Raw genomic sequence first — 21,711 nt, 5'->3', positions numbered from 1 at the left:
TGGCAAACTTAGCCCAACGGCAGCGCCATCAGGATGGCATCTTCGCGGCCTTGTTTGGTCGGGTAATAATTGGGTCTTAACCCGGTTTGAATAAAGCCTGCAGATTCATAAAGTGCAATGGCGGCGGTATTGGATTGGCGGACCTCCAACCATACATCCAGCACGGCTTTGCTCTCGGCTTGGGCTAAAAAGTGTTGCAATAATAAACGGCCATAACCCTTGCCTTGCGCACCAGGCACAACGCCAATATCAAATAGCGTGGCTTCAACCGCAACTTGTTGCCCCACATAAAACCCGAGAACTTCACCCTGCAGCTCCAGCACCGCGTTAAAGTAGCGCTCAGAAAAACAGGTTTTGAAATTGCCTTCGGTCCAGGGGTAAGCGTTAGCGGCCTGTTCAACGGCCAACATAGCCGGAATATCAGCTTCAGTTGCGCTGCGGATCTTTGCTGTCACTGTGTTCCTCGTGATACTGCGTAATAAGTTGCCACATCAGGCGTTTCTGTCCGGCATCCAGTGTTTCAGGGGTCAGTAACTGCTCAGATGCAAGCTGAATAGCGGTGTCAGCCAGGCGCCATGTCAGTGAAGGCGCATAAGAGTGCAAGGCATGCTGAATATCCTGCGTCAGCGGGTGACCGGTTTCAGGTTCTCTTACCTGCAACTCAGCCTGAGGCTCTGGAGCTATCTGATCGGCCGCTTCTGCAAAAGATTCTGATGGTTCAGCAAAAGACGACTGCAACTGCGAAAAATGAGCGTGCAGGGTTAATGGCTGAATACCGTTATGTTGTAAAAGCTGAATTTGTTGCGATGATAGCTTCATAATGAAGTCTATTTAGAAGTGGCAGGGGCAGAGGGATTCGAACCCCCAACCATCGGTTTTGGAGACCGCTGTTCTACCAATTGGAACTATGCCCCTAGCGTTGAGGCCGTCATTATACAAAACAGCTATGAAAGGTAAAGCAAAAACAACCTGGCTTTGCACTGACTGCACAGAATTCCGCCGTTTTACTCTGTTCACTGCAAACGCCTCGCCACTTGTTCATTATTTTAGATTAATACAAGCGCTTTAATTCGCTTTAGTTAATAACGCTCACTACTTTACTCTGCCTTTATACACAACGGGAGACATTTTATGAGCTTAGTCAAAGACATCTATCAAACTGAACTGGTTCGCCTGCAACAAGACGATACGATAGTGCATGCCGTTGAGCAACTGCAAAAAGCCGGCGTCAGTGGTGCCGCCGTGTTCCATCAACAGCAATTAGTTGGTTTTTTATCAGAACAGGATTGCCTGGGTTCCATGCTGCATGCCAGCTACTTTTGCAGCACAGAAAACAAAATTCAGGATGTCATGACGAAAAAGGTCATCAGCGTCAAATTGACCGACTCGTTGATTGATGCAGCAATGATTTTTAATAACCTGGCGCTACACCAACTACCGGTACTGGATCACGATAACCAGGTTGTCGGTATGCTCTATCGCCACCAGGTGGTCAAAGCTTTGGTTGGGCAATTGCAGCAGTGTTATAAAGCGGCGTCTTGAGCGCTTTTGGACAGTAATTTGCTCCCGGCAAATTGCTCGAATCGTGAAATCCTGATTTGACACGACGAGATCTGTGAGGAGTCAGTATCGCGGGAGGGTGATGTTGGGATCTCAGCATGCCAACTGTTTGGCATGCTGCCGACGGAACGCCTTGAGCTCTGCGAAGGGCCAGATAAGCGTTTGCCATCCTGGCAAACGCCCCTTCAGGGCCGCGCGCTGCGCGTCCAAAATCGCTCCCAGCGATTTTGTCGAACCGTGAAATCGGGATTTCAATACGCCAACAGTTTGGCGTATTGCCGATTGAACCCGACGAGCTCTGCGAGGAAGTAGAAGCTTCTCAACCGCCCGCGTCCTTGATCAACCATCTGATAGCAAAAGGAAACACAAAAACGTCTGGAACGTTTTTGGACAGCCGAAGGCTGGTCCCGAAGGGATTTTTCGCAGGATGCGAAAAACAAAAAACCTGCACTAAGCAGGTTTAATGGCGGACGCGGGAGGATTCGAACCTCCGACCGCTCGGTTCGTAGCCGAGTACTCTATCCAGCTGAGCTACGCGTCCATTTGTCGAGATTGTTGTGCATCGTTATTTTGTGTCAGATGGCGGACGCGGGAGGATTCGAACCTCCGACCGCTCGGTTCGTAGCCGAGTACTCTATCCAGCTGAGCTACGCGTCCAGCATGACACAAAATGGCGGAGAAGGAGGGATTCGAACCCTCGATACCCTTTTGAGGTATACACCCTTAGCAGGGGTGCGCCTTCAGCCTCTCGGCCACTTCTCCGCGCTACGTTGCGGTGCGTATATTAATGTTTCAGGAAAATAAGTCAAACAATTTTTGGCGCTGGAATTTCTGTTTGATGAGCTTTTAAGCAATTCGAACAAATATTGACTTAAACGCGTTAAAAATCACAAAAAAGCCGGCAAAACCACGGTATTCAGTTATTCAGCATCACTACCGCTGTAGCCGCCAGGAGTGCCCTTTTCGGCTTGAATTCGCATATAAATTTCTTCTCTGTGTACAGAAACTTCTTTCGGTGCATTCACACCAATACGTACCTGGTTTCCTTTAACCCCCAGTACAGTCACTGTGACTTCATCACCGATCATTAATGTTTCACCAACGCGACGCGTTAAAATAAGCATATAAAGCTCCTTTCCTGTGATTCCAGCTTCCCATGACCGCCAGGGCGGACCTGTCGGTTAAATGATAACCCAGAGAACAAATTTATGAAAATCTTACACTTAAATTTCTTCAATTAATAAAAGCCGGTGCAGTTCATTCGCCAGGCTAGCCAAATGGCGTTCCAGCAATAACACAGACAATTTGATTTCACTGCACTGCATAGTGACCGGGTCGGCAGCCAGTGCTTGTAACTGTTCCAGAACCACCGCCATCACCGCCGGATTGGCTTTCACGCCAACGCCAACAATGGACAGTTTCGCCAATCCTGTGAAGACCAGCCAGTCAAAGCTCTGTTTTGCTGCCAATTCACGACACAAGTCTTCGACCACACTCAAGTCAGAACGGTTCAGACTGAATCCGATCTGCTGCGGTCCAAGCAAGGTGAATAAATCCGTTTCCACCGACTGGCGGGCGAATTCTTTAAACAGCTGAGTTTGTAATGCACTGGAGATGCCAGTCAGCTGCAACCAGACTTCGTCTTTCTGACAGGCTATGCCAGTCAGCTTAGGTAAGCTCATACCTGCTCCCTGATAACAGATCAGGCTGCCCTGATCCGGTTTAAAACTGGATAACACCCGCAGCGGCACCTGATGGGTTGCCGCATATTCAATAGAACGGGAGTGCAGCACCTTGGCTCCCAGACTGGCCAGCTCCAGCATGCTGTCACTATCGACCAATGGTAAACGGAAGGCACCTGAGCAAATGCGCGGGTCTATGCTGTAGATGCCGTCGACATCCGTAAAAATCTGGCATTCGTCTGCTTTTAAAGCAGCGGCTAACGCCACAGCTGTGGTATCCGAGCCACCGCGGCCAAGGGTGGTAATATTGCCTTCAATATCCCTCCCCTGAAAACCGGCGACTATCACAATATGGCCTTGCTCCAGCTCCTGCCACAACCGTTCGGTCGCGACTGACAAAATACGGGCCCTGCTGAATTTATTGTCGGTCAGGATGCCGACCTGGTCGGCCAGCAGAGAGACGGCAGGGTAACCCCGTTTAATTAACGCAATGGCCAGCAACGCAATGCTGGCCTGCTCACCACTGGCCGCCAGCATATCGAGTTCGCGGGTGGAAGGCCGGCTGTCAATCTGATGCGCCAGCCCCAGCAGTCTGTTGGTTTCACCTGCCATCGCAGACACTACCACCACCACTTTATGACCGGCACGCACTGTCTCGGTCAGCTGCTCTGCCACCGCCTCGATACGCTCGGGGGTACCAACTGAGGTACCCCCGAACTTTTGCACATAAAGCGCCATGCTCTGTTACAGCTTGGCGACTATCTGAGCTTTGGCTTCTGCCAGTACCCGTGGCAGCGCCGCCACATCAGTACCGCCAGCTTGCGCCAGGTCTGGCTTACCGCCACCTTTACCGCCCAGCTCCGCCGCGGCCCAGCCAATCAGCTGGCCGGCATTCACTTTGTCGGTCAAGTCCTTCGTCACCCCGGCAATCAGGCTGACTTTGTCATCCGCCACCGTCGCCAGCAGCAGTACACCAGAACCAATCTTCACTTTCAGCTCGTCCATTAAGGTACGGAAACCTTTCGGATCCGCGCCAAGCAGCTCAGCAATCAATACTTTCACGCCATTGACCAGTTCGGCTTTGTCCAGCAGTGACGCACCAGCGGCACTGGCCAGCTTAGCTTTGGCCTGCTCCAACTCTTTTTCGGTCGCTTTACTCTTGTCGAGCGCCTGAGCCACTTTGTCGGCAATCGACAGCACATCACCTTTGAGCATGGCTGCAACTGTTTGCGCCTGCTGCTCTAACTGATGCAAATAGGCTAAAGCGCCTGTCGCCGTGACAGCTTCAATCCGGCGCACGCCTGCGGCAATACCGCCTTCAGCAACCACTTTGAATAAACCTATGTCACCGGTGCGGCTGACGTGGGTACCGCCACAGAGTTCGATACTGAAGCTGCCCATCGACAACACGCGCACTTCGTCGTCGTACTTCTCACCAAACAGCGCCATGGCACCAGCGGCTTTGGCGTCGTCAATCTTCATCAAACGGGTCAGCACTTCATGGTTCTGCTGAATTTGTTCATTGACCAGTTGTTCGATACGGCGGATTTCGTCGGCTTTTACCGCTTCAAAATGGGAAAAGTCAAAGCGCAGCCGGTCCGGCCCCACCAAAGAACCTTTTTGCGTCACATGGTCGCCCAGCACAGTGCGTAGGGCCGCATGTAATAAGTGCGTGGCGGAGTGGTTTTTCCGAATGGCATCACGGCGGGCATTATCAATGGCCGCTTCCACTACATCGCCAACAGCCAATGTACCTGTTAAGGTCCCTTTATGCGCAAAGGCTTTGCCCACTTTAATAGTGTCTGTCACTTCAAACACGGCGCCGTTTGCTAAGGTTAAACGACCGGTGTCGCCTGTCTGACCGCCAGACTCAGCATAAAATGGTGTCTGATCCAGCACCACCAACGCTTCTGCCCCCTCAGTTAACGACTGCACCTGTTCACCAGCCAGCAGAATTTCCACCACTTTGGCCTGAGCTTTCACTTCGGTATAACCTTTAAAATCGGTGCACTGTACAGAGCTCAGCGCCTGATTGTAGTCAGCACCAAAGTTAGAGGCTTGCTGAGCCCGTTTCCGCTGTGCTTCCATCGCCGCTTCAAAGCCAGACTGGTCTACGGTAAAACCACGCTCACGTGCTACGTCGTTGGTTAAATCCAGTGGGAAACCATAGGTGTCGTAAAGTTTGAAAGCCACTTCACCTGGAATGACGGTATCTGAACCTAAAGCGGCCAGCGCGTCTTCCAGCATGACCAGACCACGTTCCAGCGTTTTGCCAAACTGCTCTTCTTCCAGACGTAGCACTTTTTCGATCACTGCTTGTTTCTCAACCAGCTCAGGGTAAGCTTCGCCCATCTGTTCAGCCAAAGCGCCAACCAGCTTGCTGAAGAACACGCCTTTGGCGCCCAGCTTGTTACCATGGCGCACGGCGCGACGAATGATGCGGCGTAGTACATAACCACGGCCTTCGTTCGATGGCATCACACCATCAGCCACCAGGAAGGAACAACTACGGATATGGTCGGCCACGACACGCAGCGATTTATCGGTTAAGTCGGTTGCACCTGTCACTTGCGCAGTGGCTTTGATCAGCGCGGCGAAAGTGTCAATTTCATAGTTGCTATGCACGTTTTGCAGAATAGCGGCAATACGCTCCAGGCCCATCCCCGTGTCCACGCTTGGTTTTGGCAGCGGGTCCATCCGGCCATCGGTGTGGCGGTTGAACTGCATAAAGACGTTGTTCCAGATCTCGATGAAACGGTCACCGTCTTCTTCCGGTGAACCCGGAGGGCCGCCCCAGATATGGTCGCCGTGGTCATAGAAAATTTCGGTGCAAGGACCACAAGGGCCAGTGTCGCCCATGGCCCAGAAGTTATCTGACGCGTAAGGAGCACCTTTGTTATCGCCAATACGGATAGCGCGCTCTGCCGGTACACCAATCTCTTTGGTCCAGATATCAAAAGCTTCGTCATCTGTGGCGTAGACAGTGATCCACAGCTTTTCTTTTGGCAGTTTGACCACTTCGGTCAAAAACTCCCAGGCAAACAGAATAGCGTCTTGCTTGAAGTAGTCGCCGAAGCTGAAGTTACCCAGCATTTCGAAGAAGGTATGGTGACGGGCGGTGTAACCCACGTTTTCCAGGTCATTGTGTTTACCACCGGCACGCACGCAGCGCTGCGCAGTGACAGCCCGGCTGTAAGGACGTTTATCCTGACCTAAAAATACATCTTTGAACTGCACCATACCTGCATTGGTAAACAGCAAGGTCGGGTCATTGCCCGGAATAAGTGAGCTGCTTGGCACAATTTGGTGCCCTTTGCTGGCGAAAAAGTCCAGAAAAGCCCGGCGAAGTTGGGCAGACGTCATGTACATAACCACATCCTACTGTTAAAGCTGTTTAAATAGCTGTTGGATCACCTGACCGTCAAAACCACGGCTTTGCAGGTATCTCATACGTTTTAGTTTGTCCTGATAATCCGCTATGGGTTTATCGGCGTATTTCTTCTGGTAAGCCTCTAAAGCGACACTCAGCCAGTCTACATTTAATTCGTCCAGCACGGCCTGCACCAGGCTCTTTTCCAGCCCTTGCTCAGCACAAAGCTGGTTAATGTAAAACCAGCCGTACCCTTTGTGCACCTTGGCCTGGATCAGCTGTCGGGCGTAGCGGCTATTACTTTGGTAGCCGCGGCCTTTGAGCCAGAGCAACAAGGTTTCTGACACCTCAGGGGCCACCTGCTTTTGCCGCAACTTTTGCGCCAGTTCACGCTCACTGTAATCGCGTCTGGCCAATAATCCGAGCAAATAACTTTTTAATTCAGCTTCGCTCAGCGCAGTATTCGATGGCTGCATTTACACCTCCAGGGTGCTTTGCTCCTGACTGGGCCCAACCTGCAACGCAAAAATACTACTGAATGACAGGAAAAACGCCACCTGCAGCACGGGCAGAACCACCACAAAGCCGATAAAGAAGGTCATCACTGCCAGCATACCCAATGCAACAGCCATTAAACCATATAGGCTTAATGCCGCCACATTGCGCCAGCAAGCGGTCAGGCTGGCGTTTAAGATCACCAGTATGCGCTGCTCGTTTAAGAAATAAGCAATAGCCACCGCATAAGCGAACAGCATAAATATCAGGCTCACCATCGCCACAGCGCCAAACATCAGCATCGGGTCAACCTGTCCAACCTTCATCTGTTCAACCAATTCAGTCGCAAGCAGGGTTAACGGGATATTAATCAAGACATTGGCAGAGGCCAGACGGAGAAACACCCGACGGTACTGAGCCTGGCCAAATACTATAAATAAGTCGCTGAATCGTACCGGCTGCTCTTTTTGCAGCTGCACTATGGCGCGGTAAAAACCGGCCGTTAAAAACGGATTGGCCAGCAGTAGCACAATGAGCAAAATGGGGCTGATATTGGCTGCCAGACTTAAACCAGCCATAAACATCACCATGCTAATCAGCACCGCATAATGGCGTTTGAATAAATTCCAAGCCTGCGAGATCCAGCCGATCCCGGATTGCAAACTGACTCTTCGAATCACCAGCTGCAATTGTAATTTTGGTTCCACGTTTTCACTACCTTTAGCCCCGGTGTCGCTTCAAGGCTTCTGACCGGACTATAAAAATGAGCCTAGTGTACTGCAAACGCCAGCCTGCCTGAATAGATTTACCTGCAAGCATGATAAAAAACCACAGACAGACCTGATAAAAAAACCGGCTATTGCCGGTTTTTTTATCAGCAGATGGCACATCACTTACTCAGTGACAATGCTCATTTCTTTAAGCAGATTGCTGGCACCATCCACATTTTCCATTTGCCACAGCATATAACGGCTATCGACATGAATGGATCGGTTGGTGGCAGGGTCATAATCCCAGTTGGCAATAATGCCTTCAATCACCCCATCAAACAGTAAGCCAACCAGTTCCGCTTTGCCGTTTAGTGTCGGCGAACCAGAGTTGCCCCCTGTGGTATCCACTGTACTTAAGAAGTTGACAGGCAACTGGCCAGCGGCATTTTTATAGATGCCGAAGTCGCCTTCTTTAATGGCCTCAAGCTGAGCTTTCGGCGCGTCAAATGGCTCCACGCCTGTCGCTTTTTGTAAAATACCGGCCGTGGTGGTAAATGGCTGGTAGGTCACAGCGTCTTTTGGTGAATACCCCTGTACTGAGCCATAGGTCACCCGCAGTGTACTGTTGGCATCGGCGTAGACAGGCTTACCCAGGCTTTTGTTAAAAGCGATCACCGCTTCCATCACCAAAGGACGAGCCACGGCCATTAAACCTGCCTGTTCTTTTTGCTCTTGCTCCAGGGTCATCCGGCTGTCATACAGAGCCACTGCAAACTGGATCAGCGGGTCGGTGCTGGCTTTAAATTCCTCGACAGATTTCCCCATCCAAGTCAGTCGTTCAGCTTCATCGGTCAGTTTGGTGTTCTGATAAATGCCAGCCAGCTTCTCAGTCACAGCCGCTTCGTCGAACGCACCATCCAGCGCAAAGTAGCTGTCAAAGGCGGCCAGGTGCTGGGTTTTGGGCAAGGACGCATACTGCTTCAGGAAATGCAGCGCCAGCTCTTGTTCCACAGTGACATCAAAACTGCGACTTAACCGTTTCATCGACGCAGAAAAACGCTCCAGATCCCGTTGCTGATAACCAGTTTCACGTTCTGCATCCGGCTTTTGTTGTTCTTGCGCCAATCGGTACAACTTTTCAGCCGTGCTGAACAACTGAGCATAACCAAAGTAGTTCAGCACCAGATCGCGCTGCTGAGTTTCCGCTTGTTGCGCCACCAGTTGGTTCAACTGGCGCACCGCCGGGGCATATTTCGCCTGACGGGCCGGGCTGGATTTAATCCAGCGGTTCAACACTTTTTCAAACTCATCTTTACGCTGCTGAGTGCCGCCACTCTGGTAGCTCTGGATCATGCCTTCAAAGTTTTTCGCGTAGTTGGCCAGGCCCGCCAAAATACTTTCGTATTTAATCCGTGCTTCCGACCCTTCAGGTGCATGCTGTTTAATCACCGCCATGGCTTGCTCTCGGTAGGCTTTGGACTGAGGTAACACCTGGGTGAACTGATTGCGCACATCAGCGGCACTGTTGTATCTGTTGGTGCGGCCAGGGTAGCCAATCACCATCACAAAATCGTTTTCCGCCACACCTTTGGCCGATACTTTCAAATAAGAAGGTGGTGTAAAAGGCACATTGTCCGCACTGAAATCAGCCGGCTGACCGTCTTTGCCAACATAAGCACGGTAAAACGAATAATCACCTGTGTGGCGAGGCCACATCCAGTTGTCGATATCGCCACCAAACTTGCCAACACCACTGGCCGGTGCATGCACCAGCCGCACATCGCGGATTTCCATTTGTTTGATCAGGTAATACTCCAGCCCGCCATGGAAGCTGTAGACATCGCAGCGATAGCCAGGGGTTTCACAGTCCGCTACCAGGCTTTTACGCAGTTCATCAATTTTATCGAAGCGGGCTTTGCCCTTTAGTTGTGGACTGAGTTCCTGATTAATCGCAGGCGTCACGTTACTCACTTCCTGAGTCACGAAAACTTTGGCTCCCGGAGCTGCTGGCAGTTCTTTATCCATGGATGTCGCCAGGAAGCCATTGGCCAGCAGGTTATTGTCCGCCGTGCTATTGTGCTGAATGCTGCCATAAGCGCAATGGTGGTTGGTCACCACCAGACCCTGAGGCGATACGAAAGACGCAGTACAACCGCCCAGACTAATCACGGCGTTCATTGGAAACGCCGTTAATTGGGCAATACTTGCAGCCTCAATTTGTAATCCTTTGGCTTTGAGCACCGCTTCCAGCTCCGGGAGTTGGTGCGGTTGCCACATACCTTCATCTGCCTGGGCCAGCGAGGCCAGAGACAGGGCGAGAGTCAGAAGAGTTTTTTTCATGATTAAAATCCTTGGCCATAAGCCGGAAGCAAAAAACGCGTATCACGCGGTTAACGGCCCCATTCTGCGGTTTTTCTGCCAAAAGTAAACCCAGGCTCTGCTTGAAATTCAGGGCTTTGACCTCATAATGCCCCAAGTAATAAAGCACAGGACTCTCGCATGGAAACACTACTGGAAAAATTGATCTACGCCTCCCGCTGGCTGATGGCCCCTATCTACCTTGGATTAAGCCTGGCTTTACTGGCGCTTGGCCTGAAATTTTTTCAGGAAGTGTTCCACATTATTCCGATTATTTTCAGTATGAAGGAAGTGGATTTAATATTGGTGGTGTTGTCACTGATTGATATTTCATTGGTCGGCGGTCTGATCGTGATGGTGATGTTCTCTGGCTATGAAAATTTCGTTTCCAGACTGGATGTGGACGGCGATGGCGATAAACTGAGCTGGCTCGGCAAACTGGATTCCAACTCACTGAAAAACAAAGTGGCGGCCTCAATTGTGGCCATCAGCTCCATCCACTTGCTGAAAATTTTCATGGACACCCAAAACATCGAAAACGACAAAATCATGTGGTATCTGCTGATCCATATGACCTTTGTGGTATCTGCTTTTGCTATGGGTTATCTGGATAAAATTACCAAAGAATCTGGTCGCAAAGAAAACTTCTGACGGCAAAACCAAAGGGGCTTCCCCTTTGTCTTTGCCCTTGTCAGCGCTCTGCCAACGCAGGCATTAACCATTGCCGCAACTCTGGGCTGGCTTTTTTTAACGCCAGCTCAGTGCACTGATTAAAGTCTGCATAACTCCGCAGCGCCTTGACCAAGGCGTGTCGCAAGCCTTCGGTCAGTCGGATACCCGGCTCTATCACCAGATGCTGCAGTGTCAGCACCTCCAACTTGCGCTCAGCTTTGACATCGACCTGACCAACAAAGCGGTCCCGGTACAAAATAGGCAAGCTGTAATAGCCAACTTTGCGTTTCTCTGCCGGGACATAGACTTCAATCTGATAATCAAAGTTGAACAACTGACGCAAACGATCACGCTGGATCACCAGGTTATCAAAAGGCGATAACAACCAGACTTTGTCCGGCACTTTGTCAGTGAGTACTAACTGGGGCGAATAATAGTAGCTCTGCCCATCCTGAACAAAACTGCACAACCTCCCTGCTTGCACCGCAGCGGTCAGCACCTGCTGCACCTGGGCTTTGCAGTTCTTGCGTAAATAACAAATCTGCGCGGCAGTGGCCACCGCCTGGCTTTGCAGCGTACGTTCTATTAAGTGCTCAGCAAATTCCTGCTCCGATGGTGCCTGCATTTCAAGGCTGTGCGGATATAAACGGTCTGTCAGCTCATACAGCTTTTGAAAGTTGCCCTGGCGCAGCACCGACAGATGCCCCTGCATAAACAGCTGCTCCAATGCTTGTTTCGCCGGTTGCCAGTTCCACCAGCCGCCCTGACTGCTTCCGGCTTCGGTAAAAAACCGCCCAGGCAAAGCGCCTTGTGTCGCTATGGTACGCAGGATCTGCTGCATCAACTCTTGTTCAGGGTTAAACCAGTGGGTCGCCCCGTCGCGCAGTGGCATTTTGCGCTGCAGGCTGAAACGAAAATCGGCCATAGGTAAAAATGCCGCCGCATGCGCCCAGTACTCAAACAGCTCTTGCTGCTCACAGGCCTGGCTCAGTAACTCAGGACGGTAACGCCGCACCCGGTTGAACAACACATGGTGATGCGCACGTTCCACCACATTGATGGAATCGATCTGCACATACCCCAGCTGACTGACAACCCGCGCCACCGCGCCCTTGCCTTGTTGAGGTTTGAGTAAGCCCTGCTGCTGCAACACCAACTGGCGTAACTCTTGTGGGCTGAATGGGCTGGAGACTGTTTTCATTCAGAATTTCAGGTAAAAGTCGGCCAATAAATGTCGGTAGGTCTGACTGTACTGGCCATCGGTATCCCGGATCAACAAGCTTGTGCATTCAGGGCTAACCGGCAGGCGGCTAAATTGCATCAGTGACAATTTTACCGGCTTGTCAGCGTTTTCGCTGATCTGACAGCAGCGCTGCAAATGCCAGCCAAACTGCCCGGCGTTGGTTTGAAAAGCCCCCGCAACTGCGGCTGGCAGCACCAGCGCCAAACTCGCGTCCGGTGCTGCTAAGTGGGCACTTACCTGCAGTAAAGAATGCAGCGGCAAAGTGTCGGTATGGCGGGCCTGTGCCCGCCTGCTCTCTTCTGATTTAAGGCTGTTCTCAAAATAAGGCGGGTTGCAGACCAGCAGCTGATACGCCGCAACATGGTGATCCGCTTTGGCATAGGTTAGAATATCCGCCTGAATCACCTTGATCTGAGGTGCCCAGGGGCTGGCCTGCACATTCTGCCCGGCCTGCATCGCAGCCATGGAGTCAATTTCCACCGCGTCAATGTGATACTGCATGCAGGATTTTGCCGAACGCTGAGCCAACATCAATGAAAGCAAACCACTGCCACAACCAATATCGAGCATAGTGACAGGCTCCGGCTTGGCAGGTAAGGCGAGCCAGGCGCCCAGTAGCAGTGAGTCCGTGCTCACTTTCATGGCACACAGATCATGGGCAACAAAAAATTCTTTACAACGAAATCCCTGGTTCATCACAGGCCCTGCGCCGGAAAACCGCCAGTGTAAAAGAATACCTAACGACTGTCAGCCGACAGTCTGCCAAAGAAGGAACAGAGTTTGACTGAGACACTTCCAACACAGGAAAAAGTACTTTTTTCTGTATTTGATTTAGCACCCGAACTGGAACAGGCCCTGCAAAAAGCCGGTTTTAAAGAAGCAACCAGCATTCAGCAACTGGCTATTCCCGGTGCGTTGGAAGGTCGGGACCTGCTGGCCAGCGCACCGACAGGAACAGGCAAAACCCTGGCCTTTTTACTGCCAGCAATTCAGTACCTGTTGGATTTCCCACGTCGCGACCCGGGTTTTGCCCGCGTGCTGATCATGACGCCTACCCGCGAACTGGCCTACCAGGTTTTTGAGCAGGCGCAGCAGCTGATTGCCGGCACCGACTTACATGCCGGCGTGATCACCGGCGGCGTGAACTACGGCAGCCACAAAGAAACCCTGACGAAAAACAACGACATTCTGGTGGCGACGCCTGGGCGTCTTATTGAGTACCTGGATAACGAAACCTTTATGGCGGATGAAGTCGAAGTGCTGATCCTCGACGAAGCCGACCGCATGCTGGATATGGGTTTTGTCGGCGAAATGAACCGCATCATCGACGAAGCCAAACGCCGTCGCCAGACCTTGTTGTTTTCCGCCACCCTGGAAGGCATAGGTATCCGCCGTTTTGCCGAGCGGGCCCTGAAAGAACCGCTGCAACTGGAAGCCGATCCGCCACGCCGTGAGCGCGGCAAAATCACCCAGTGGATCCATTTGGCCGATGATGCCGCGCACAAACTGGCATTACTGGTTCATCTTCTCAAGCAAGAGGATGTGAAAAAGGCCATTGTTTTTGTGAAAACCCGTGAACGCCTGGCCACGTTAACTGGTCAGCTGCAAAGTGCCGACCTGCGTTGTAACTGGCTGCAAGGCGAAATGCCACAAGACAAACGCCAGGCCGCTGTTGCAGCCTTCAGTGAAGGCAAAGTCCGTATTCTGGTCGCGACAGACGTAGCGGCCCGTGGCCTGGACATCGACGATATTACCCATGTCATCAACTACGATATGCCACGAACAGCGGATGTCTATGTACACCGGATTGGCCGTACTGGCCGGGCCGGCAAAAAAGGCACCGCCATCTCATTGGTCGAAGCGCACGATATTGGCGCTGTCGGTAAAATTGAACGCTACACAGAGCAGGCACTGAAACGCCGGGTGATTGAAGGTTTACGACCCAAACACAAAGAAGCCAGCCCGCCGACCAAAAAGAAAAAGCCGAAAACAGCCGCCAAGAAAAAGGCGCTGAAAAAAGCCGCCAAAGCGAAAGCCTGATCTCACTCTATAGCAACGCAGCCTGAAGGCTGCGTTGTTGTTTAATTAGGTACTGCTCTTGCTGTGGTTACAGCAAAAACGCATAACTGAACTTCATAAATACCGATCGACTGTCCCGTTCCAGACTGGTTAATTGATCGTCCTGCACCGCATTATCGCTGTAACCTGCGTATAACAAGGTTTGTGGGTTCAACTTGTACGAATACAGCAGCTGCGAGCCCAGGCTGCGATCCCGCTGCTGAGTTAAACCCGGGTTGGTCTCTGGGTTTTGCTGCAAGTCGTTGTAAATCAAGGTTAACCGCAGCTGGCTTTGCACCGAAAACTGGTAGCTGAACCGCAGATCGGTCAGGTTAGCAGTAAAAATTTCAGCACCGCCGGTCGTCATTCCCCTGTACGTATGACGTACATCTATACGTAAGTGAGTACTGGCATTCCAGCCCAGCTCCGGAGCGATTTCAGTGAAAGAAGCCAGTCGATTGTTGCGATAGTCAATGGCATCACCAGCTTCCAACCAAACAGCGCCAAAGAGCTGAGGCCAGGGCCTGAACTCGAGCCAGAGCCCAAGCAGCTGTTCATTAAACAGGTCGGTATTGCCGTCTATGGCCAGCGAGTCGGCATTATGCCGCGGCCCCACTTTGTCGCGGTCTATCAGCGACAACTCGAAGTAACTTTGTTGAGGCCCCCACAGCTCAGCCGCCATTTCCAATTCTTTTTCCAACAGCTCGCCTGCGCTGTTGTGACTGATATCCCAGTCGCCGGCCAGACTGGCCCGGTTCCACCAATGATCTGACGAGAACCAGTTGTACCCCAGCCCCTGCACTGCCTTGCGGTAATCAGTCTGCGGCATATAGCCCATATCGGCCCGGAACTCCTGGTCCAATTGCAACAGCTCGGTGTACCAGAACCAGGCACCGTCATCATGCTCAAAGTTCAGGAAAAATGCCGGATCGGATAAGTCTTCAGCCAAACGTAGCCCAGCTTCCGAACCGGCATAACTGTCCCTGAGCTCTGTGGGGTACGCAGAATCGGCATACAAATACTGCAGCTGCAGTTTGTCCTGCGGCGTAAATTGGTATTTCAGGTCCACACCGTGCAGGTAATTGTGGTAGCTGTCACTTTGCCGTAGCGTGCTGATCCAGCCAAGTGAGAGATCCGCGCTCAGATCATACCTGTACCTCAGTACTGCGTTTTTGCTTTGTTCCGCCAGCACCGCCACATCCGAACCTAAATTACCCGGCACAAAAAAGGTGGTCTGGCTGTCGTCAGTGGCAAAAAAAGCAAAGGACTGCTGCCCGGCCCGGCCTGTCAATCGCGCTCCGAGATCGGGCGACGCAATATTACGGGTGTAAACCAAATCAAGCGGCGAGCTGAAGTAATCCTGGTTATCCAGGAAAAAAGCCCGCTTCTCGGCATAAAACAATGCAAAAGGATCGTTGGCGGACAGCTGAGCCACATCGGCTTCCACCTGAGAGAAATCCGGGTTGATGGTGGCGTTGAGGTTAATATCCGGTGTAATACCCCATTTCAGATCCAGACTGGCGGCCGTATCAGACTCCCCCTGCCAGTCGGAATGGCTGGCTGGGTCACGCTGCTCTGACCGCCCTGTCACCACCGAAGGCACCAACGCCAGATGATTGCCTTGTTTGGCTCCGGCAAAACCTGTCGCCGGCGTCATCTGGCAAATCCAGCATGGATTCGAGCGTTCAATCCGGTTGCTGGATAGCCGGTGTTTCAGGTCGCGTGGATAATAACGCACCAGCTCAATGCGCCAATTTTGTTCCGCCAGTTGCTCATTAAAATTCAGTAAACGCAGCGGTATGGCGATTTCGACCTGATAACCGTCCGCCGTGGCATGGCCGGCGCTGTACCAGATAGCATCCCAGCTGTCGCTTTCACTGCGGGTCATTTCGTTTTCGATGGCATCGGCCTGCACCCCCAGCGGATTGACGAAAAACTGATAAGCCAGCTTGGAGTCGTTGTAGGTGTCTATTTTGACGCCGACTAAATCATGATCCCAAACCTTGTCTCTGTCGGTTAAATAAGCGCGGATTTGGCTGGGATCCGGGTCTTTCGCCAGAAACGCCAGGTAGAAATACTCGCCGTTTTCGATCAGCAGCGCTTCGGTTTGCACCGGCGCCGGGGTGTTTTCAGACGGCCAGCTGTTGATGGTCAGTTGCACTTGGCTGGCTTGCTGCCAGAGTGCTTCGTTCAGCTGGCCATCAACCTGTACCTGCTCAGTTGTTTTTGGAATGGCCCATTGCGCCCAGGCCGCACTGGAGCAACATAACGCCAGCAGGTAAGCCGAAATCTGTAACCGCATCATCCGTTCGTAGTTTCCCTAACAAATCTGCCGCTGATCCTAATGAAAAAGGCCGGGAGTACCAGCCTTTTCTCTACATTTTTTGTTACAGAACTTAACTGAACTTAACGCTCCCAGTAGCTTTCTTCCAGACTGTCTTCTTTTTCCGGCAAGCCTTTGGATAAACGCGGTGCGTTTTGCACCAGAATTTCGTAGCTGACCCTGTTGGCGTATTTACAGATCTGCGCAAAGGACGAATACGCGAGGTAAGGCAACTCATGTTTGCTCGACAGCGGCAACGTTTGACGGTGGAAGTGATTCGCCGCTATGTCATGCAGAATGGCTGCCAGAGCACCGTCCCCAGCACCGTTGGTGTTTTTAATACGCTCAGGCCCGCCCAAATACGGGTCGATATGCGAATACACCTTCACGGGTTCAACACAGTCTTTTTTCTGCATAGGCCGGCTGAATTCAAATTCATTGTAATCAGGCAAAGCGCCTGACTTGATTGGGTTGGTGGTTTCCCGTTTTGCCTGCGCATCGGTGTAACCACACAGATACAAGCCTTCTGGGCCTGCGGTCAGCAGCACCATGTCAACGTAGTCCAACGCGGCTTCAGCGGCCTGCAGCGGATCAGCAAAGCCAGTCAGCGCTTCGGCTTCCTGTTCATTCATCGCCAGAATATTCACATAACTGGCCAGAGTGTCACGGATCAGCGCTTTGTGTTCCTGCACCAGATGTTTGGTGCCGAGGCTCATCACCACAGGCACATCAGCGGCTTTGGCATCATTGAGCATTTTCAGCATCGCCTGCTGAATTGGTTTGGCGGTGGCACGCAGCGGATAAGCGCTGGCCACCACAGCAGCGGCTTTGCTGATAATGTCGGTTGGAATATGGTTTGGTGCCAACTCGTCCATATCACTGGGGTCAATCACAAAGGTGCGCTCTCCATCCGGGGTCACCAAAGTGATACCACGGCCGACATCACCAGGCACGCCTTGCAGATGGTTCATATCCACTTTGCTGGAGGTGTGACAGAGGTAATGATAGGCCGGTGAGCCGAGTTTAATATTGGCCGACATCACGCCCAATAACACCGACTTATCGTCGGCCAGTACCGAATAATTGTGAATGGTGTTGCCAATGGTGCCACCAGCGAAATGATCCGAAATGGCATTGGACGCCACCAGCTCCTGATAAATCAGGTCGGCTTTGCCATGCTCCACCAGGTTGGACAGGCCTTTACCTATGCCGTATTTCTGCAGGAAGTCGTCGCTGACATTGGCAATTACATCTACTATGGTCTGGTCCAGACCAACTACATAAGTGTCCAGTTCAGGCCGCACTTCGTAGCTGGGTAAGGTCAGCTTCGGCTGAGAGACAGGAAAATAGTGTTTGAGTTTACGACGACCCGGAAATTTCATAGTGAACACGCTCTGATTCGAAGCCGCGCATTTTAGCAAAAAATCACCACAGGCCCAGGCATTTTTATCTGCGCAGTTTTCTGTGGTGTTTTCTGCTTGCTCAGTTAAGCCACGGGAGTCAGTCGGCTAAACACATAGTGCTCTGGCGTGGATTGCTCAGCACTGAACTGATAGCCCGCCAGATCAAAATCTTTAATCGCCGCTACGTCAGCCAACCGCTGCTCTGTAACAAACCGCGCCATCAGGCCGCGGGCCTTTTTGGCATAGAAGCTGATCACTTTAAACTGGCCATTTTTAAAGTCTTTGAACTCAACATTCACCACCCGGGCTTTCAGCACCTTCTTGTCCACCGCCTTGAAGTATTCCTGCGACGCCAGATTCAGCAAGGTGTCGGTTTGTAGCTGTTCCAGTTGCAGGTTCAAAGCTTCGCTGATCCGGCTACCCCAGAACTGATACAGGTTTTTGCCACGCGGATTGGCCAGACTGGTGCCCATTTCTAAGCGATAAGGCTGCATTAAATCCAATGGTCGCAACACTCCATACAAACCACTTAAGATACGTAAGTGCCGCTGGGCAAATGCCAGATCTTCGGGCGTCAGGCTTTGTGCCTGCAAGCCCTGATACACATCACCATTAAAGGCAAACAGCGCCTGGCGGGCATTGTCCGGTGTAAAAGGCGTAGACCACTCGGCAAATCGTGCCGCATTCAGCCCGGCCAGCTTGTCGCTAATCCCCATCAGGCTGCTCAGCTGTTGCGGCGTTAAATCGCGGCAAACCGGCATCAGGGCTTCTGCCTGTGCTAATAATTGAGGCTGGCTGTACTCAGTCACGGCCAGCGGGCTTTGATAATCCAGGTCTTTAGCTGGTGAAATCACCATTAACATAACAACTATCCTGTACTGCAAAAGTGCGCCTAGTGTACCAAGTTGAAGCCCGCTGTGCAGACTGGTTCTGTTTTATAGCAAAAAGTTCAGACAGATTGCGGGTTTGCGGCGGATTATGGCTTTAAATCGAGCGGCCTAATGGGTACCATGGAATTCTGCGGTCAGGCCTTAATTAGCGGCGCCAGACCCAGCTGAATTCCAGGGTAGGAAAGTCACCCCATCAATAGGTTTTGTGTTGTAATTTTCCTACATTTTATTAGTATTAATCACCCTCCAAGCCGGATGTGATCAAAATAACGGTAAGAAAACAATATGAGCAGCTTACTTGACCAGTTAAAACAAGTGACCACTGTGGTGGTCGACAGTGGCGACTTAGGTGCCATTGAACAATTCCGCCCTGTAGACGCCACCACCAACCCCTCGTTACTTCTAAACGCCAGCCAACTGGAGTTTGCCAAGCCATTACTGGCCGCCGCCGCCGCTTATGCCAAAGCACGAAGCAGTGACCTGGCCGAACAAATCAGCATTGCCGGTGACAAGTTTGCTGTCGACATCGGTACCAAAATCAGCCAGCTGATCCCAGGCCGTATTTCGACCGAAGTGGATGCCCGTTTGTCATTCGACAAAGCTGCCACTGTCGCCAAAGCCAAGCAGCTGGTCGCACTGTACAAAGAAAATGGCCTGGGCACCGATCGTATTCTGATTAAAATTGCCTCCACCTGGGAAGGTATTCAGGCGGCGCGTGAACTGGAGCAAGAAGGCATTCAATGTAACCTGACGCTGTTATTCCATATGGCGCAGGCCCGTGCCTGTGCTGAAGCTGGCGTGTTTCTGATCTCCCCTTTTGTTGGCCGTATTCTCGACTGGTACAAAGCCAACACCAAGCAGGACTACGACTCAGAAACAGACCCTGGCGTCGTGTCTGTACGTGAAATCTACCGTTACTTCAAAGCGCATGGCCACAAAACCGTGGTGATGGGTGCCAGCTTCCGCAACACAGGTGAAGTATTGGCGTTGGCCGGTTGTGACCGTCTGACCATCAGCCCGGGTTTATTGCAGGAGCTGAGCGACGCACAAGGCCAGCTGCAGGTGCATTTACAAGACCAGGGCGTCACAGAAAGTGCCAAGCAAGCCATGACCGAAACCGAATTCCGCTGGGCTCTGAACGAAGATGCGATGGCCACTGAAAAACTGGCTGAAGGTATCCGTAAATTTGCTGTGGACCAGCGCAAACTAGAAACATTGATCCAGGCACAACTGCAGGCCTGAGGTTATTAAGGGGAGAAACTGAATGTCATCTACGGTGTGGGCTTCGCTGAAACAGCAAGCCAGTACAGCCATTTCATTACGGCAGGAATTTGCACAGGACCCGAAACGGGCAGCGAAATTCCAGGCAACTGCCTGCGGGATTCACCTGGATTTTTCGAAAAACCTGATCACAGACAGTATCTGGCAAAGCCTGCTGAAACTGGCAACGCAAAGTGACATTCAGCGCAAAGCACAGCAGATGCAGCAAGGCGATAAAATCAACAACACCGAACAGCGGGCCGTCTGGCATATGGCGCTTCGCGCTGAAGCCGGTCAGCCTCTGCTGCTCGATGGTGTTGATTTAGAACCGGAAATTGCGCAGTGCCGGTCCCAGATGGCCAGCCTGATCACTCAACTGCACCAAGGCGAGTACCTGGGATATCAAGGACAGGCTATTACAGACCTGATCTGGATTGGCATCGGCGGTTCTTTGTTAGGCCCGCAAATGGCCTGTGAAGCTTTATTGCCTTACAACCAAAGCCCGGTGCGTATTCATTTTGCCGGCAACATTGACGGCGCCGTGGTCAGTGACGTGGTCAAAGGCTTAAACCCGGCCACCACGCTGGTGTTTGTCGCCTCCAAGTCATTTGGCACCGAAGAGACCAAACAGAATGCGCTGGCTGTACGTCAGTGGTTTACCGATAACGGCGCAGACAAAGCCGCTATTGCCCAGCATTTCTGGGCCACCTCGTCCAATATCAAAGCTGCGGCTGAATTCGGAATTGTGGCCGAGCATATTCTGCCAATGTGGGATTGGGTTGGCGGGCGTTACTCTTTGTGGTCAGCTATCGGCTTCCCTGTGGCGCTGCAGCTTGGCATGGCGCAGTTTGAACAGCTCCTGGCCGGTGCCCGTGCCATGGATCAGCATTTTTACGCAGCCCCGTTTGAACAAAACCTGCCCGTCATTCTGGCGCTGTTAGGTGTGTGGTACATCAACGCCAAAGGCTGTCAGGCTCAGGCTCTATTGCCGTACAGCCATTACCTGCGTCTGCTGCCGTCTTATGTGCAACAGCTGGATATGGAAAGTAATGGCAAGAGTGTCGATGTCGACGGCCAGCCACTGCGACTGGACACAGCGCCCGTGATTTGGGGCGATGCCGGTACCAATGGCCAGCATGCGTACCATCAGTTATTGCACCAAAGCGCTTTAGCGGTACCATCCGACTTTATTCTGCCAGCCAAGGTCAGCCACGAGCTGACGGACCATCATCACCGTCTGGCGGCACATTGCTTCGCGCAAACGCAGGCGCTGATGCAAGGCAAGACCTTTGATGAAGCCAAAGCCGAAGTACTGGCTACTGGTGCGCCGGAAGCAGAAGCTATTGCGCTGGCGCCGCACAAGGTGTCACCTGGTAACAAACCAAGCAACACTCTGCTGCTGCCGGAGCTGTCCCCTTATTACCTGGGGGCGCTGATCGCACTGTATGAACACAAAGTCTTTTGTCAGGGCGTATTGTGGAATATTAACTCCTTTGACCAGTGGGGCGTAGAGCTGGGCAAGCAACTGTCTACACCTATTTACCAGGTGCTGTCAGGCCAGAAGGAAAGCCGGTTTGACGCCTCTACAGAAGCACTTATCGCAACATTTAACCAGTTCAGGAACAGCTAACCGACAAAAAACATTCATTTTTCGTTCATTTTTGTGTCAAAAGGTTATTTTATTTTC

General features: G+C 51.9%; 18 protein-coding genes and 4 tRNA genes. 5 read left to right on the top strand and 17 right to left on the bottom strand.

Annotation, left to right across the window (positions count from 1 at the left end; translation table 11 throughout):
* Positions 1-8: 8 nt before the first annotated feature.
* The 3 genes from rimI to ACFO3I_RS09400 form a co-directional block, all read right to left on the bottom strand.
* Positions 9-455, bottom strand: coding sequence for a ribosomal protein S18-alanine N-acetyltransferase (rimI, locus tag ACFO3I_RS09410; RefSeq protein WP_377333651.1), 447 nt, complete (start codon positions 453-455; stop codon positions 9-11).
* Positions 427-819, bottom strand: coding sequence for a hypothetical protein (locus tag ACFO3I_RS09405; protein ID WP_377333649.1), 393 nt, complete (start codon positions 817-819; stop codon positions 427-429). Before ACFO3I_RS09405 ends, rimI begins: the two co-directional genes overlap by 29 nt.
* 19 nt (positions 820-838) lie before the next feature.
* A tRNA-Trp gene (locus tag ACFO3I_RS09400) sits at positions 839-915 on the bottom strand.
* Positions 916-1,131: 216 nt separating this feature from the next.
* On the opposite strand from ACFO3I_RS09400, the gene ACFO3I_RS09395 reads away from it, so the two are divergent.
* Entirely contained in the window at positions 1,132-1,542 is a 411-nt protein-coding gene (locus tag ACFO3I_RS09395) for a CBS domain-containing protein (RefSeq protein ID WP_377333647.1), read from the top strand.
* Between the two features lie 482 nt (positions 1,543-2,024).
* Here the strand turns inward: ACFO3I_RS09395 and ACFO3I_RS09390 are convergent.
* The 9 genes from ACFO3I_RS09390 to ACFO3I_RS09350 form a co-directional block, all read right to left on the bottom strand.
* A tRNA-Arg gene (locus tag ACFO3I_RS09390) sits at positions 2,025-2,101 on the bottom strand.
* Between the two features lie 39 nt (positions 2,102-2,140).
* Positions 2,141-2,217 (bottom strand) — tRNA-Arg (locus tag ACFO3I_RS09385).
* A 14-nt stretch (positions 2,218-2,231) separates the two neighbouring features.
* Positions 2,232-2,322: transfer RNA gene (locus tag ACFO3I_RS09380), tRNA-Ser, on the bottom strand.
* Between the two features lie 158 nt (positions 2,323-2,480).
* Positions 2,481-2,684 (bottom strand): carbon storage regulator CsrA, encoded by a 204-nt coding sequence (gene csrA, locus ACFO3I_RS09375; RefSeq protein WP_377333645.1) that lies wholly within the window; start codon positions 2,682-2,684, stop codon positions 2,481-2,483.
* A gap of 99 nt (positions 2,685-2,783) precedes the next feature.
* The gene (locus ACFO3I_RS09370; RefSeq protein WP_377333643.1) at positions 2,784-3,968 is read right to left on the bottom strand and encodes an aspartate kinase; all 1,185 of its coding nucleotides are present in this window, start codon (positions 3,966-3,968) and stop codon (positions 2,784-2,786) included.
* 18 nt (positions 3,969-3,986) lie between these two features.
* A complete protein-coding gene (gene alaS, locus ACFO3I_RS09365) occupies positions 3,987-6,605 on the bottom strand; it encodes an alanine--tRNA ligase (RefSeq protein WP_377333717.1) in 2,619 nt (872 codons plus the stop codon).
* Positions 6,606-6,626: 21 nt separating this feature from the next.
* Positions 6,627-7,088, bottom strand: coding sequence for a regulatory protein RecX (locus tag ACFO3I_RS09360; RefSeq protein WP_377333641.1), 462 nt, complete (start codon positions 7,086-7,088; stop codon positions 6,627-6,629).
* Positions 7,089-7,814, bottom strand: a complete 726-nt coding sequence (locus tag ACFO3I_RS09355) for a DUF2189 domain-containing protein (protein WP_377333639.1) — start codon at positions 7,812-7,814, stop codon at positions 7,089-7,091.
* A 186-nt stretch (positions 7,815-8,000) separates the two neighbouring features.
* On the bottom strand, positions 8,001-10,157 hold the full coding sequence (locus ACFO3I_RS09350; protein ID WP_377333637.1) for a S46 family peptidase: 2,157 nt from the start codon (positions 10,155-10,157) through the stop codon (positions 8,001-8,003).
* Positions 10,158-10,316: 159 nt separating this feature from the next.
* Here ACFO3I_RS09350 and ACFO3I_RS09345 point away from each other — a divergent pair, with 159 nt between their 5' ends.
* Positions 10,317-10,826, top strand: coding sequence for a TIGR00645 family protein (locus tag ACFO3I_RS09345; RefSeq protein WP_377333636.1), 510 nt, complete (start codon positions 10,317-10,319; stop codon positions 10,824-10,826).
* 40 nt (positions 10,827-10,866) lie between these two features.
* On the opposite strand, the gene ACFO3I_RS09340 is transcribed toward ACFO3I_RS09345, so the two are convergent.
* Positions 10,867-12,048 carry a winged helix-turn-helix domain-containing protein gene (locus tag ACFO3I_RS09340; RefSeq protein ID WP_377333634.1) on the bottom strand — a complete coding sequence of 394 codons (1,182 nt, stop codon included), beginning with the start codon at positions 12,046-12,048 and terminating at the stop codon, positions 10,867-10,869.
* On the bottom strand, positions 12,049-12,786 hold the full coding sequence (locus ACFO3I_RS09335) for a tRNA1(Val) (adenine(37)-N6)-methyltransferase (RefSeq protein WP_377333633.1): 738 nt from the start codon (positions 12,784-12,786) through the stop codon (positions 12,049-12,051).
* 84 nt (positions 12,787-12,870) lie between these two features.
* On the opposite strand from ACFO3I_RS09335, the gene srmB reads away from it, so the two are divergent.
* Entirely contained in the window at positions 12,871-14,130 is a 1,260-nt protein-coding gene (srmB, locus tag ACFO3I_RS09330; RefSeq protein ID WP_377333632.1) for an ATP-dependent RNA helicase SrmB, read from the top strand.
* A 67-nt stretch (positions 14,131-14,197) separates the two neighbouring features.
* On the opposite strand, the gene ACFO3I_RS09325 is transcribed toward srmB, so the two are convergent.
* The 3 genes from ACFO3I_RS09325 to yaaA form a co-directional block, all read right to left on the bottom strand.
* Entirely contained in the window at positions 14,198-16,450 is a 2,253-nt protein-coding gene (locus tag ACFO3I_RS09325) for a carbohydrate binding family 9 domain-containing protein (RefSeq protein WP_377333630.1), read from the bottom strand.
* Positions 16,451-16,554: 104 nt separating this feature from the next.
* A complete protein-coding gene (locus ACFO3I_RS09320; RefSeq protein ID WP_377333628.1) occupies positions 16,555-17,853 on the bottom strand; it encodes an inosine/guanosine kinase in 1,299 nt (432 codons plus the stop codon).
* A 104-nt stretch (positions 17,854-17,957) separates the two neighbouring features.
* Positions 17,958-18,737 carry a peroxide stress protein YaaA gene (yaaA, locus tag ACFO3I_RS09315; RefSeq protein WP_377333626.1) on the bottom strand — a complete coding sequence of 260 codons (780 nt, stop codon included), beginning with the start codon at positions 18,735-18,737 and terminating at the stop codon, positions 17,958-17,960.
* Positions 18,738-19,049: 312 nt separating this feature from the next.
* Between yaaA and tal the strand changes: the two genes are divergently transcribed.
* Together tal and pgi are read left to right on the top strand one after the other, a co-directional pair.
* Positions 19,050-20,006 carry a transaldolase gene (gene tal / locus ACFO3I_RS09310; protein ID WP_377333624.1) on the top strand — a complete coding sequence of 319 codons (957 nt, stop codon included), beginning with the start codon at positions 19,050-19,052 and terminating at the stop codon, positions 20,004-20,006.
* 22 nt (positions 20,007-20,028) lie between these two features.
* Positions 20,029-21,654, top strand: a complete 1,626-nt coding sequence (pgi, locus tag ACFO3I_RS09305; protein WP_377333623.1) for a glucose-6-phosphate isomerase — start codon at positions 20,029-20,031, stop codon at positions 21,652-21,654.
* Positions 21,655-21,711 lie beyond the last annotated feature (57 nt).

The sequence above is a fragment of the Rheinheimera marina genome (assembly GCF_042654345.1).
Classification (GTDB): Bacteria; Pseudomonadota; Gammaproteobacteria; order Enterobacterales; family Alteromonadaceae; genus Pararheinheimera; species Pararheinheimera marina.
Note: the sequence above shows the minus strand (reverse complement) of the source record. Positions and strands in the feature narration are given on the sequence as shown.

Bases quoted from the DNA above. Each gene is read 5' to 3' on its own strand.
- ACFO3I_RS09395 (WP_377333647.1), top strand. From the start codon at position 1,132: ATGAGCTTAGTCAAAGACATCTATCAAACTGAACTGGTTCGCCTGCAA.
- ACFO3I_RS09320 (WP_377333628.1), bottom strand. From the start codon at position 17,853: ATGAAATTTCCGGGTCGTCGTAAACTCAAACACTATTTTCCTGTCTCT.
- pgi (WP_377333623.1), top strand. From the start codon at position 20,029: ATGTCATCTACGGTGTGGGCTTCGCTGAAACAGCAAGCCAGTACAGCC.
- ACFO3I_RS09335 (WP_377333633.1), bottom strand. From the start codon at position 12,786: ATGAACCAGGGATTTCGTTGTAAAGAATTTTTTGTTGCCCATGATCTG.
- ACFO3I_RS09325 (WP_377333630.1), bottom strand. From the start codon at position 16,450: ATGCGGTTACAGATTTCGGCTTACCTGCTGGCGTTATGTTGCTCCAGT.
- ACFO3I_RS09405 (WP_377333649.1), bottom strand. From the start codon at position 819: ATGAAGCTATCATCGCAACAAATTCAGCTTTTACAACATAACGGTATT.
- ACFO3I_RS09350 (WP_377333637.1), bottom strand. From the start codon at position 10,157: ATGAAAAAAACTCTTCTGACTCTCGCCCTGTCTCTGGCCTCGCTGGCC.
- csrA (WP_377333645.1), bottom strand. From the start codon at position 2,684: ATGCTTATTTTAACGCGTCGCGTTGGTGAAACATTAATGATCGGTGAT.
- ACFO3I_RS09360 (WP_377333641.1), bottom strand. From the start codon at position 7,088: ATGCAGCCATCGAATACTGCGCTGAGCGAAGCTGAATTAAAAAGTTAT.
- alaS (WP_377333717.1), bottom strand. From the start codon at position 6,605: ATGACGTCTGCCCAACTTCGCCGGGCTTTTCTGGACTTTTTCGCCAGC.
- ACFO3I_RS09340 (WP_377333634.1), bottom strand. From the start codon at position 12,048: ATGAAAACAGTCTCCAGCCCATTCAGCCCACAAGAGTTACGCCAGTTG.
- yaaA (WP_377333626.1), bottom strand. From the start codon at position 18,737: ATGTTAATGGTGATTTCACCAGCTAAAGACCTGGATTATCAAAGCCCG.
- ACFO3I_RS09345 (WP_377333636.1), top strand. From the start codon at position 10,317: ATGGAAACACTACTGGAAAAATTGATCTACGCCTCCCGCTGGCTGATG.
- tal (WP_377333624.1), top strand. From the start codon at position 19,050: ATGAGCAGCTTACTTGACCAGTTAAAACAAGTGACCACTGTGGTGGTC.